The sequence below is a fragment of the Sanguibacter sp. Z6_81 genome, assembly GCF_057180625.1.
Genome location: NZ_JBXUFV010000003.1, coordinates 404,894 through 417,612, shown reverse-complemented (window position 1 = coordinate 417,612; position 12,719 = coordinate 404,894). Strand labels below are relative to the sequence as shown.

The window sequence follows — 12,719 nt, the reverse complement described above, 5'->3', positions numbered from 1 at the left end:
TCGTCAGAGCGACTCGACGAGCTCGGCGATCCGATCGACGGCCGACTCCACCGCTACCTGCTCAGCCTGGCCTCCGACGCGGGGACGGACCTCGACCACTCCGTCCGCGAGCCCACGCCCCACGACGACGACGAGCGGCACGCCCAGCAGCTCCGCATCCGCGAACTTCACGCCGGGCGAGACCTTCGGACGGTCGTCGAACAGGACCTCGACGCCCCGCGCGGACAGCGTCCCGGCGATCGACTCTGCTGTCTCGAAGACAGCAGGGTCCTTGCCCGTCGCCACGACGTGCACGTGGGCCGGCGCGACCTGGACCGGCCACGCCAGACCCTTCTCGTCGTGGTGCGCCTCGGCGATGGCGGCGAGCGCCCGGGTCACCCCGACACCGTAGGAGCCCATCGTCACGGTCACCTGCTTGCCGTTGACGTCGAGCACCTTGAGACCCAGGGTCTCCGCGTACTTGCGGCCGAGCTGGAAGATGTGGCCGATCTCGATCCCGCGCGCGAGCTCGAGCGGGCCCGAACCGTCCGGCGCGGGGTCTCCTGCCCGCACGGCAGCGGCCTCGATCGTCGCGTCCGCGCGGAAGTCGCGCCCCGCGACGAGGTCGAACACGTGCTGGTCGCGGACGTCTGCGCCCGAGATCCACCGGGTGCCCGGAACGACCCGGGGGTCGAGGAAGTACCGCACCGCGGTCTCGTCCCCCGTGGTCGTGCGCCCGAGGGCACGAGGACCGATGTATCCCTTGACGAGCTCGGGGTGCTTCGCGAAGTCGGCGTCGCCGGCGGGCTCGACCTCCGCCGGAGCGAGCGCCGCCTCGACGCGGCGGAGGTCGATCTCCCGGTCGCCGGGAAGACCGACGACGACGACCTCGCGGCTGCCGTCCGGGTGGGTCAGTGCGAGCACGACGTTCTTGAGGGTGTCCGCCGCCGTCCACGCCACCCCGTCGGCGCGCGGGTGCCGCACGTTGGCCAGCTCGACCAGGCTCTCGATCGTGGCCGTCCCGGGAGTGTCCTCGACGTGCGCAGGTGGCGCGTCGCTCGCGTCGACCGACTCCGGGACCGGGGTGACGACCGCCTCGACGTTCGCGGCGTAGCCACCGGGTGAGCGGACGAAGGTGTCCTCCCCGATGGGCATCGGGGTGAGGAACTCCTCGCTGCGCGAGCCCCCCATGGCGCCCGAGGTCGCGGCGACGATGACGTACTCGAGACCCAGGCGCGTGAAGATGCGCTCATAGGCGTCACGCTGGGCCTGGTACGAGACCGCCAGTCCGGCGTCGTCGAGGTCGAAGGAGTACGCGTCCTTCATGATGAACTCGCGGCCACGCATGAGACCCGCGCGTGGGCGCGCCTCGTCGCGGTACTTGGTCTGCACCTGGAACAGCGTCACCGGGAGGTCCTTGTACGAGGAGTACAGGTCCTTCACCAGGAGGGTGAACATCTCCTCGTGGGTCGGCGCGAGCAGGTACTCGGCGTCCTTGCGGTCACGCAGACGGAAGAGGTTGGGGCCGTACTCGGTCCACCGGTTCGTCGCCTCGTAGGGCTCACGAGGCAGGAGCGCGGGGAAGTGCACCTCCTGGGCACCAGCACGCTCCATCTCCTCGCGGACGACAGCCTCGACCTTCGCGAGCACCCGCAGCCCCAACGGGAGCCAGGTGTAGATCCCTGGCGCGGCCCGGCGGATGTATCCGGCACGGACGAGCAGGCGGTGGCTGGCGACCTCGGCGTCCGCCGGGTCCTCCCGGAGGGTGCGCAGGAACAGCGTGGAGAGGCGTAGAAGCATGGCACGAGCGTAGTCGTTCTGGACGCTCGCCCGTGACCCGCAGGAGCACAGGTCAGAACAGGACCGTCGCGAAGGTGCCCACCTGCTCGAACCCCACCCGCCGGTACGCCGCCAGCGCGCGATCGTTGTAGTCGTTGACGTACAGGGAGACCACCGGTGCGATGTCGCGCCGCGTGGTCGCGACGACAGCAGCCATGCCCGACTCGGAGTAGCCCTGACCCCGGTGGTGCGGCGCGACCCACACGCCCTGGACCTGCGCCACGCCGCGGCTCGCTGCCCCGATCTCCGCCTTGAAGACGACCTCCGGGGCACGGTCGAGGCCCCGCACGCCGTCCGCGTCGATGCTCCTGCCGTCCGTCGTCTCGACACGGACGAAGGATCGGCGTCCGGTGATGAGCGAACGGACACGGTCCTCGTACGCGCTCGCGGAGTACTCCATGGGTGAGTATCCGACCTCCTCCTGGAACATCCGCACACAGGCGGGCAGGAGCACCGGATAGTCCGTCATCTCGGAGTACCGCACGCGGTCGTCGGGGACGACGAGAGGGTCGGTGGTGATCATCATCGACGGCTGGTTCGCGCGGACCTCGCGTGCCGCGGGCCAGATCGGCTCGAGCCGCCGCCACAGCCCCAGCGCAGCGTCGGCAGCACCGACGATCGACGAGCACCTGCGTCCCTGCACCATCGCCTGCCGGGCGAAGGCGTCGAGCGCCTCAGGTTCCGCACCCGGCACGACGGGGACGAGGTTCGCCCCGGACCAGCAGACCGCCTCGATCGGTCCGTCCGCGGGAAAACCCCACACCTGGCCGCCGGACCGGGCGATGGACTGCTCGGCCGCCGCCTCGATCCGGGTGGTCGCGAGGACCGAGGCCACCGGATCGACGGCGCAGACCTCGAGCGCACGGCCGAGACCAGCCTCCGTGAGCATCCGCACCCCGGACGCGCCGCTGGCCGTTCCCGCCCCCTTCATGCCCGCCATGTCACCGCGGGTGGCTCGACGCGCACGAGAGGTGCGCCTCAGCTGACGGAGACGACTGCGCCGCCCCCGGGGCCGTCGACGGGCTCCATGGTCGCGGCGATCCGCATCGCCTCGTCGATGAGGGTCTCCACGATGAGGTGCTCGGGCACCGTCCTGACCACCTCGCCCTTGACGAAGATCTGGCCCTTGCCGTTCCCCGAGGCGACACCGAGGTCCGCCTCCCGCGCCTCACCCGGGCCGTTGACGACACAGCCCATGACAGCGACGCGCAGCGGCACCTCGAGGCCCTCCAGACCGGCAGTCACCTGCTCGGCGAGCGTGTAGACGTCGACCTGGGCACGCCCGCACGACGGGCACGAGACGATCTCGAGCTTGCGGGGACGCAGGTTGAGGGACTGCAGGATCTGGATCCCGACCTTGACCTCCTCCACCGGGGGTGCGGAGAGCGAGACGCGGATCGTGTCGCCGATGCCCTTCGACAGGAGCGCACCGAATGCCGTCGCCGACTTGATCGTCCCCTGGAACGCCGGGCCGGCCTCCGTGACGCCGAGGTGCAGCGGCCAGTCACCGCGCTCCGAGAGAAGCTCGTAGGCGCGCACCATGATCACGGGGTCGTTGTGCTTGACGGAGATCTTGAAGTCGTGGAAGTCGTGCTCCTCGAACAGGGACGCCTCCCACACGGCCGACTCGACGAGAGCCTCAGGGGTCGCCTTGCCGTACTTCGCGAGCAGGCGCGGGTCCAGCGAACCGGCGTTGACACCGATCCGGATGGAGACGTTCGCGTCGCGCGCAGCGTCAGCGATCTGTTTGACCTGGTCGTCGAACTTCCGGATGTTGCCGGGGTTCACGCGCACGGCCGCGCATCCCGCGTCGATCGCCGCATAGACGTACTTCGGCTGGAAGTGGATGTCCGCGATGACGGGGATCTGCGACTTCTTGGCGATGGCCGGCAGCGCGAGAGCATCGTCAGAGCTCGGAACGGCGACGCGCACGATGTCGCACCCGGCGGCGGTGAGGGCGGCGATCTGCTGGAGGGTCCCGTTGATGTCGGTCGTCGGGGTGGTCGTCATCGACTGGACGCTCACCGGTGCGTCGCCGCCGACGTCCACCTTGCCGACCTTGATCTTTCGGGTCGGGCGCCGAGGGGCGAGGACAGGGACCGGGGCCTGGGGCATGCCGAGACTGATAGGAACACTCACCCGACCAGTATCCACCTCCGGCGGTCCGGCTGCCGCCGTAGGCCCGCCGACCGGACCGACGTCCCTCGAACCTTCACAGGATCCGGATCGGCTTGACGATGTCCGCGTACATGAGCAGAGCCCCCATGGCTCCGAGGACGAGGAACACCCCGTAGGCGACGGGCATCATCCGGGCGGTGTCGGCCGGCGCTGGACGAGGCTGCCCCCGCAGGCGCGCGACCTGCCGACGCCCGCCCTCGTACAGGGCCCCCACGACGTGGCCGCCGTCGAGCGGGAGCAGCGGGACGAGGTTGAACGCGAAGAGCGCGAGGTTGAGGCCCGCGACCATCATGAGCAGGTCGGCCGTCATGAGCGCGGGGCCGTACCCGTCGACGTCGGCGGAGGTGATCTCACCCGCGAACCGCCCGATACCCACGACCCCCACGACGGACGTCTCGTCGCGCTCCGCGTCCCCGAACGCCGCCTCCGCGATGTCCACCATCCGCTCCGGGAGGGTGGCGATGACCTGGACGGTCATCGCGAGCCGCTCCCCCACCATCCCGGGGACGACGGTGATCGGCTGGGGCTGCAGCTCGTCCGTCGGACCGACGCCGAGGAACCCCACCTCCTCGGTGCGAGGCGTCCCGTCCGCGGTCTCGACGGGCTGGCCCTCCTCGTCGAGGACGAGGCGCTCGGCCACGACCGGGGTGACCGTCATCGTGAGGATCTCGCCGTCCCGCTCGACAGCGACCTCCGTGCTGCGTCCCCCGGAGGCGGTGATGAGGTCCACGAGCTCGTCCCACGACGAGACGTCCTGACCCCCGAAGGCGACGATCGTGTCACCGGGCTCGATGCCCGCCGCCGCGGCGGGGGCGGGCACGTCGGACGCGGTGCACTCCGCGTCCGCCGGCGCGTCCGCGGGCAGCACGCACTCCGAGACGCGGGCGACGGTCGTCGACGGCTCCATCGCCCCGAACCCCACGACGACGGCCGAGAAGAGCACGACGGCGATGACAAGGTTCATGAACGGCCCGCCGAGCATGACGACGAGCTTCTTGGGCGCCGAGAGGTTGTAGAACGCCCGCCCCTCCTCGCCGGGGTGGATCTCCTCCGCGCTCGCGTCACGCGCCGACTGGATGAGGCGCGCGATGCGCCCGGTCTTCCGCGCGCGTCGAGGGTCGCCCGGGGGGTACATCCCCACGAGCCGGACGTAGCCACCGAGCGGGATCGCCTTGATCCCGTACTCGGTCTCACCACGGGTACGGGAGAACACCGTGGGGCCGAATCCGACCATGTACTGACTCACCCGCACGCCGAACCGCTTTGCCGGGACCATGTGACCCAGCTCGTGGAGCCCGATCGAGACGAGGACGGCGACGACCATGACGAGGACGCCGGCGAGGTAGGCCATCTGATCTCCTGTGCACGCGGCCGGAGCCGCAGTGGCTCCGGGGATGAGGCAGGGGCCGGCGGCGGTGCCCCTGTCGATGGATCATGATGCCGCCGCCCCCTGAAGATTTCCAGAGAGGCGGCGGGGGATCTTTGCTCCCTCAGGAGGCAGCGAGGACCTCGCAGGTCCTCCTGCGTGCCCACCGCTCGGCCTCGAGCACTGCCTCGAGCGTGAGCTCGCCGTCATCGCCGTGATGCTCGCCGAGCACACGTTCGACGGTGTCCACGATGTCGAGGAATCCCGTCCGTCCGTCGAGGAAGGCGCTCACGCACTCCTCGTTCGCGGCGTTGTACACGGCGGGGTGCGTCGCCGACGCGACCACGGCCTCGCGCGCCAGCCGGACCGCGGGAAACACGGACTCGTCGAGCGGCTCGAACGTCCAGGCAGCTGGCTGCGTCCACGCGCAGGGCGACGCGACGTCGGCCAGCCGCTCCGGCCAGCTCAGGCCGAGCGCGATGGGCAACCGCATGTCCGGCGGCGACGCCTGGGCGATCGTCGAACCATCGACGAACTCGACCATCGAGTGCACCACGGACTGCGGGTGCACGACGACGACGATGTCCTCGACCGGGACGTCGAAGAGCAGGTGCGCCTCGATGAGCTCCAGACCCTTGTTCATGAGCGACGCGGAGTTCACCGTGACCACCGGCCCCATGGACCACGTGGGATGAGCGAGGGCCTCGCGCGGGCCCACCGCCGCGAGCCGGTCCCGCGACCACCCGCGGAACGGCCCGCCCGATGCCGTGAGGACGAGCCGGCGGACCTCGCCACGCGAGCCCGAGCGCAAGCACTGGGCGATCGCCGAGTGCTCCGAGTCGACCGGCACGACCTGGCCGGGGCGGCCCTGCGCCTGCGCGACGAGCGAGCCGCCGACGACGAGCGACTCCTTGTTCGCCAGCGCCAGCGTCGAGCCGGCGCGGAGCGCAGCCAGGGTCGGGCCCAGCCCGACGGAGCCGGTGATGCCGTTGAGGACGACGTCGGCACCCGTTCCCGCAATGACGGTTGCCGCGTCCGGCCCGGCCACCACCTCGACGCTCCCCGCCGCGCGCCCCACCGCACGCAGTCGCGCATCGAGGGCCGCGCGGACGGCCGGCACCGCACCAGGCTGCGCGACGGCGACGACCGGGACGTCGAACGCGACGGCCTGCTCGGCGAGGAGCAGCGGATCACCGCCACCCGAGCCGAGCGCCGTGATCGAGAACTGGTCGCGGTGCCGGTCGACGACGTCGAGAGCCTGGGTGCCGATCGACCCTGTCGACCCGAGCACGACAAGGGAACGGTGACCGCCAGCACCGGCCACGCCGGTGCTACTCGACACCGAGGAGGACCTCGACGGCGCGCGCGAGGAAGGCATCGACCGGAGCCTCGGCATACCCCTTCGATCCCCGCCGTGGACGGAACACCGCCCGGCGGATCTCGGCCGCTGACACGGCCTCGGTCTGGTCGAAGTACGCGACGAGCCGGTCGCAGAGCTCGTCGACCTCGTCCTTGTCGTACCCCGGTCCCCCGCGCGGCGCGTCCGCGAAACGTTCCCCGTCAGGACGGCGCAGGCGGCCGTAGAGGCTCCGCGCTCTCTCCGCGAGGTCGGTCATCCAGGCACCCTGACCCTGCGCGAGGACGAACTCCTGGCGCTGCCGGGCGACGAAGGCAGCCTCGAGCCGGTCGAGTGCCGCATCGACCTCGCTGGTGACATAACCGCCCCGGACGAGCGCGAAGGTCCTCGTCTGGATGTCCCGGCTCGTCAGCTCCTCGCTGCCCGTCCCCTCGTACGCCTCCCGCGCCTCGTCGAAGAAGTCGTCGACCTCGTCCTGGTCGTACCCCTTGCGTAGGCGGGAGACGGTCGAGAAGACCTTCGTCATGCTTCTTCCTCCGCTGCGAGCTGCCCGCAGGCACCGTCGATGTCGCTCCCCCGGGTGTCCCGGATCGTCGTCGGGATGCCGTGGCCGCGCAGGCGCGCGACGAACTCATCCTCCACGGCCGGGTCGCTCGCCGTCCAGATCGACCCGGGCGTGGGGTTGAGCGGGATCGGGTTGACGTGCACCCAGCCCTGGCCCCGCGCCGTGAGCTTCTCCCCGAGCAGGTCGGCGCGCCACGCATGGTCGTTCATGTCGCGGATGAGCGCATACTCGATGCTCACGCGCCGACCGGTGACCTCGAAGTACCGACGGGCCGAGTCGAGCACCTCGTCGACGGACCACCGGGTGTTGATCGGCACGAGCTCGCTGCGCAGCTCGTCGTCCGGGGCGTGCAGCGAGAGCGCGAGCGTCACCGGGATGCCCTCCTTGGCGAGCTTGTCCATCGCCGGGACGAGACCCACCGTGGAGACGGTGATGTTGCGCGCGGACATCCCGAACCCGTCGGGCGTGGGCGCCACCGCCTGACGGACCGTCGCCATGACCGCCTTGTAGTTCGCCATCGGCTCACCCATGCCCATGAAGACGAGGTTGTTGAGCCGGGTCGGCCCACCAGGCAGCTGCCCGTCCGCGAGAGCCTTCGCGGCGGACCGCACCTGTTCGACGATCTCCGCGGTCGAGAGGTTACGGGTGAGTCCCAGCTGTCCCGTCGCACAGAACGGGCACGCCATCCCGCACCCCGCCTGGCTCGAGACGCACAGCGTCGAACGGTTGGGGTAACGCATGAGCACCGACTCGACCTTCACGCCGTCGAACAGGTGCCAGAGAGTCTTCACCGTGGAGCCCCCGTCCGCCTGCATGACACGCGCGGGGGTGAGCAGCGGGGGCAGGAGCCCGGCGGCGAGGGCGTCACGCGACGCCTGCGGGAGGTCGGTCATCGCTGCCGGGTCCGCGGTGAGGTGCGTGAAGTAGTGCGTCGCCAGCTGCTTCGCCCGGAACGGCTTCTCGCCGAGGTCGACGACGGCCTGGACGCGCTCCTCGGGTGTCATGTCCGCGAGGTGGCGCGGCGGCTTGCCCCGGCGGGGGGCCGCCATCGTGAGGGTCAGCGGCGTCGAAGGTGCAGCCATGGTGAGAGGTCCAGTCACGTGCGGTAGGGCGGCGTCAGACCGGCAGGTCAGGCGCCACGGAGAACAGCAGATATACGAAGGGAGCGGTGAGCAGCATCGAGTCGAGGCGATCGAGGACGCCCCCGTGCCCCGGCAGCAACGATCCCATGTCCTTCAATTCTAGGTCTCGCTTGATGAGCGACTCCGCGAGGTCTCCGAGCGTCGCCGTGAGCGGCGCGAGGAAACCGAGCGTCAGACCGATGACCGGGTTGACGTCGAGCACGAGGATCGACCCGACGAGACCCACTGCGAGGGCGAGGACGAACGACCCGGCCAGACCCTCCCAGCTCTTCTTCGGGCTCACCGAGGGCGCCAACGGATGGCGTCCGAACAGCACGCCGGCGACATATCCGCCGACGTCGTTCGACACGGCAAGGAGGATGAAGATGAGCACCTGCTCGCGGCCGTCCTCGGCCCGGAGCATGAGCATGACGAAGCCGCCCATGAGAGGCAGGTACGAGGCGGCGAAGACGCCCGCCGCTGCATCACGGACGGCTCCGATCCCCCCACCGTCGACGATCCGCCACACGACGAGCCCGGCCACCGTGAGGACGAACGAGACCATGAGCGCCTCGGCGCCCGCCTGGTACGTCGAGACGAGCATCCCGACGGTGCCCACCACGAGCGGCACGAACGGGATGTGGACGTTGCGCCGCTGAAAGGCCTTGGTCAGCTCCCACAGCGCCGCCGTGATCGCCACGAACGCCAGGAGGATGAAGCCCTCCTTGCGGAAGTACAGAGACCCGCCGACGACGGCGAGGAGGGCGACGCCCACCCCGGTCGCAGCGGGGAGGTTGCGCCCCGCGCGCGGGGCGCCCGGAGTGGGCAGGGACACCGACGAGTCGACCATCAGACTTCGAGGAGCTCGGCTTCCTTGCGGGCGAGAAGACCGTCCACCGCATCGACGTGCCGCTTCGTGATCGCCTCGAGCTCCTTCTCCGCGCGGGCGCCCTCGTCCTCGCCGGCGTCGCCGTCCTTGACGAGGCGGTCGAGCGCCTCCTTGGCCTTGCGCCGGATGCTGCGGACGGACACGCGCGCGTCCTCGGCCTTGGTCTTGGCGAGCTTGACGTACTCCTTGCGCCGGTCCTCGGTGAGCACCGGCAGGACGATGCGGATGACGTTGCCGTCGTTGCTGGGGTTGACGCCCAGGTCGGAGTCCCGCAGGGCCCGCTCGATGGCTCCGAGCACCGTCTTGTCGAACGGGGAGACGAGGATGGTCCGCGCCTCGGGCGTCGTGAACGACGCCAGCTGCTGGAGCGGCGTGGGGGCGCCGTAGTACTCGACGACGATCCGCGAGAACATCGACGCGTTCGCACGACCTGTGCGGATCGTCGCGAAGTCCGTCTTCGCGACCTCGATCGCCTTGTCCATCTTTTCCTCGGCCTCGAGGAGGGTCTCGTCGATCACCCGTGCTCCTTCATCGCTTGCGGATGCCACACGGTCCGCGTGGCTCGTACGTCGGACGACGCCCCGGCAGACCGGGACGCGTCCTGCTCACCCTGATGTGACGAGCGTTCCGATCTTCTCACCGACGAGCGCCCGGGTGACGTTCCCGGGGGTGTCCATGCCGAACACGCGCATGTGCACGTCGTTGTCCCGGCACAGGCTCAGTGCGGTCGCGTCCATGACGGCGAGGTCCCGGATGAGCGCGTCGGTGTAGGTCAGCTCGTCGAACCGCTCAGCGGTCGGGTCCGTCCGGGGGTCGGCGCTGTACACCCCGTCGACGCCGTTCTTTCCCATGAGCACCTCGTCGCAGTGCGTCTCGAGCGCTCGCTGTGCCGAGACCGTGTCTGTCGAGAAGTAGGGCAGGCCGGCGCCAGCACCGAAGATCACGACGCGGCCCTTCTCCAGATGGCGGATCGCACGGAGCGGGATGTACGGCTCCGCGACCTGACCCATGGCGATCGCCGTCTGGACACGCGTGCTCACGCCGGCCTGCTCGAGGAAGTCCTGCAGGGCGAGGCAGTTCATCACCGTCCCCAGCATCCCCATGTAGTCGGCCCGCGCCCGGTCGAGTCCCTGCTGGGAGAGCTCGGCGCCGCGGAAGAAGTTGCCACCGCCCACGACGATCGCGACCTCGACGCCCGCGCCGACCGCCTCGGCGATCTCCGCCGCGACGCGCCGGACCACGTCCGACGCGAGACCGATCTGGCCACCGCCGAAGGCCTCGCCGGAAAGCTTGAGGAGCACCCGCCGCGCACGCGTACCACGCGCTCCACGGGGCTGAGCGCCGTCGCTCATGAGGTTCTGGGTCACTGTCCTACCATCCCACCGTTGTCGTGCCAGCCCTACGTGTACGGAAAGCCCGGCCCGCAGCACCTGCGGACCGGGCGACCATGTGGTGTGTCAGGCTCCGACGCGGAACCGCACGAAGCCGGTGACGGAACCGCCGACCTCGGAGGCGGTCTGAGCGACCGTCTTCTTCGGGTCCTTCGCCAGGGGCTGGTCGAGGAGGACGACCTCCTTGAAGAACCCGCCGAGGCGTCCTTCGATGATCTTCGGCAGCGCCGCCTCGGGCTTGCCCTCGTTGCGCGAGGTCTCCTCGGCGATGCGGCGCTCGTTGGCGACCGTCTCGGCCGGGACATCGTCCCGCGTCAGGTAGGACGGGGAGAGCGCGGCGATGTGCTGCGCGATGTCCTTGGCGACAGCGGCGCCTGCCTCGTCGGTGGCCACGAGGACACCGATCGACGGCGGAAGGTCCTTGCTCGTGCGGTGCAGGTAGCTGCTGACCTTCGGGCCACGCACACGCTCGACGCGACGCAGGACGATCTTCTCGCCCAGCGTTGCTGCGGTGTTGTCGATGAGGCTCTGCAGCGTCTCGCCGTCCACCTCGGCAGCCAGTGCGGACTCGACGTCCGTGGCACCGCTCGCGACGACGGCCTCGAGCACGCGGGCGCCGAGGTTGACGAAGTTCTCGCTCTTCGCGACGAAGTCGGTCTCGGAGTTCAGCTCGATGATCGTGCCGACCTCGCTGTCGCCGTCCGTCGCCACGGACAGGGCCACGAGACCCTCCGACGTCGAACGGCCCTCGCGCTTGCTCACGCCCTTGAGGCCCTTGACGCGGATGATCTCGAGCGCCTTCTCGGCGTTGCCGTCAGCCTCGTCGAGCGCCTTCTTGACGTCGAGCATGCCGGCACCGGTGCGCTCACGCAGCGCCTTGATGTCTGCGGCGGTGTAGTTCGCCATGTGTGTACGTCCTTTGCAGAAGAATCGATGGAGAGAGACGTGGTGGCCGGCTCCTGCGAGCCGACCACCACGTGCACCCTGCTTACTTGGACTCGGCCTCGGGGGCCGTCGCCTCGGCGGCGACGGGCGCCTCCGTCTCGGCCGCAGCGGCCTCGGGCGCTGCAGCCTCAGGCGCAGCAGCCTCGTCGGACGCCTCCACCTCGGTGGCGACCTCGGCGACCGCGTCGGGCGTTGCCGCGGCCTCGACAGCCGCGACCGGCGCGGGCTCGACGGCTGCAGGCGCCTCAGCACCGGCGAGGAGCTCGCGCTCCCACTCGGCGAGCGGCTCGGACTCAGAGCCCGCCGTAGCGCCGGACTTGCCGGCGTGGCGCTGGATGAGGCCCTCGGCGACGGCGTCCGCGACGACCCGCGTGAGGAGCGCGACGGCGCGGATCGCGTCGTCGTTGCCCGGGATCTTGTAGTCGACGACGTCGGGGTCGCAGTTGGTGTCGAGGATCGCGACGATCGGGATGTTCAGCTTGCGTGCCTCGTCGACCGCGAGGTGCTCCTTGTTCGTGTCGACGATCCAGATGGCGGAGGGGATCTTCGCCATGTCACGGATACCGCCGAGCGTGCGGGCGAGCTTGTCGCGCTCGCGACGCATGATGAGGAGCTCCTTCTTCGTGAAGGCGCTTCCTGCGACGTCGTCGAAGTCGATCTGCTCGAGCTCCTTGAGGCGCTGCAGACGCTTGTTGACGGTCTGGAAGTTGGTGAGCATCCCACCGAGCCAGCGGTGGTTGACGTACGGCATGCCGACCCGGGCGGCCTGCTCGGCGACCGGCTCCTGCGCCTGCTTCTTCGTGCCGACGAAGAGGACGGAACCGCCGTGGGCGACCGTCTCCTTGACGAACTCGTACGCAGTGTCGATGTACGTCAGCGACTGCTGGAGGTCGACGATGTAGATGCCGTTGCGCTCGGTGAAGATGAAGCGCTTCATCTTCGGGTTCCAGCGGCGGGTCTGGTGTCCGAAGTGGACACCGCTCTCGAGGAGCTGGCGCATGGTCACGACGGCCATGGCACTTCCTTTCGGTGCGGGTCGGGACGATGCCCCGGCTCCGCGCGCATGTTGGCGGTCCGGTGGACCGCATC

General features: G+C 70.0%; 12 protein-coding genes. All 12 read right to left on the bottom strand.

Annotation, left to right across the window (positions count from 1 at the left end; genetic code table 11):
* Window positions 1-3 precede the first annotated feature (3 nt).
* The 12 genes from AC2AXK_RS10340 to rpsB all read right to left on the bottom strand — a co-directional run bounded on the left by AC2AXK_RS10340 (window position 4) and on the right by rpsB (window position 12,645).
* Complete coding sequence (locus AC2AXK_RS10340) at window positions 4-1,779, bottom strand: proline--tRNA ligase (protein ID WP_484345281.1); 1,776 nt, start codon at window positions 1,777-1,779, stop codon at window positions 4-6.
* Window positions 1,780-1,831: 52 nt separating this feature from the next.
* The gene (locus AC2AXK_RS10335; RefSeq protein WP_484345280.1) at window positions 1,832-2,758 is read right to left on the bottom strand and encodes a GNAT family N-acetyltransferase; all 927 of its coding nucleotides are present in this window, start codon (window positions 2,756-2,758) and stop codon (window positions 1,832-1,834) included.
* Between the two features lie 38 nt (window positions 2,759-2,796).
* Entirely contained in the window at window positions 2,797-3,957 is a 1,161-nt protein-coding gene (gene ispG, locus AC2AXK_RS10330; protein ID WP_484345279.1) for a flavodoxin-dependent (E)-4-hydroxy-3-methylbut-2-enyl-diphosphate synthase, read from the bottom strand.
* A gap of 73 nt (window positions 3,958-4,030) precedes the next feature.
* Window positions 4,031-5,347, bottom strand: coding sequence for a M50 family metallopeptidase (locus tag AC2AXK_RS10325; protein ID WP_484345278.1), 1,317 nt, complete (start codon window positions 5,345-5,347; stop codon window positions 4,031-4,033).
* Window positions 5,348-5,486: 139 nt separating this feature from the next.
* Window positions 5,487-6,704 carry a 1-deoxy-D-xylulose-5-phosphate reductoisomerase gene (gene dxr / locus AC2AXK_RS10320; protein ID WP_484345277.1) on the bottom strand — a complete coding sequence of 406 codons (1,218 nt, stop codon included), beginning with the start codon at window positions 6,702-6,704 and terminating at the stop codon, window positions 5,487-5,489.
* Window positions 6,694-7,245 carry a DivIVA domain-containing protein gene (locus AC2AXK_RS10315; RefSeq protein ID WP_484345276.1) on the bottom strand — a complete coding sequence of 184 codons (552 nt, stop codon included), beginning with the start codon at window positions 7,243-7,245 and terminating at the stop codon, window positions 6,694-6,696. The genes dxr and AC2AXK_RS10315 overlap by 11 nt, the downstream gene beginning before the upstream one ends.
* Window positions 7,242-8,366, bottom strand: a complete 1,125-nt coding sequence (gene rlmN / locus AC2AXK_RS10310; RefSeq protein WP_484345275.1) for a dual-specificity RNA methyltransferase RlmN — start codon at window positions 8,364-8,366, stop codon at window positions 7,242-7,244. The genes AC2AXK_RS10315 and rlmN overlap by 4 nt, the downstream gene beginning before the upstream one ends.
* A 34-nt stretch (window positions 8,367-8,400) precedes the next feature.
* On the bottom strand, window positions 8,401-9,255 hold the full coding sequence (locus AC2AXK_RS10305) for a phosphatidate cytidylyltransferase (protein ID WP_484345274.1): 855 nt from the start codon (window positions 9,253-9,255) through the stop codon (window positions 8,401-8,403).
* Complete coding sequence (gene frr, locus AC2AXK_RS10300) at window positions 9,255-9,812, bottom strand: ribosome recycling factor (protein ID WP_484345273.1); 558 nt, start codon at window positions 9,810-9,812, stop codon at window positions 9,255-9,257. Before frr ends, AC2AXK_RS10305 begins: the two co-directional genes overlap by 1 nt.
* A gap of 87 nt (window positions 9,813-9,899) precedes the next feature.
* Window positions 9,900-10,646 (bottom strand): UMP kinase, encoded by a 747-nt coding sequence (gene pyrH / locus AC2AXK_RS10295; RefSeq protein WP_484345413.1) that lies wholly within the window; start codon window positions 10,644-10,646, stop codon window positions 9,900-9,902.
* A 105-nt stretch (window positions 10,647-10,751) separates the two neighbouring features.
* Window positions 10,752-11,591: a translation elongation factor Ts gene (tsf, locus tag AC2AXK_RS10290; protein ID WP_484345272.1), complete on the bottom strand. Its 840-nt coding sequence runs from the start codon at window positions 11,589-11,591 to the stop codon at window positions 10,752-10,754.
* An 82-nt stretch (window positions 11,592-11,673) separates the two neighbouring features.
* A complete protein-coding gene (rpsB, locus tag AC2AXK_RS10285; protein WP_484345271.1) occupies window positions 11,674-12,645 on the bottom strand; it encodes a 30S ribosomal protein S2 in 972 nt (323 codons plus the stop codon).
* Window positions 12,646-12,719: the final 74 nt, after the last annotated feature.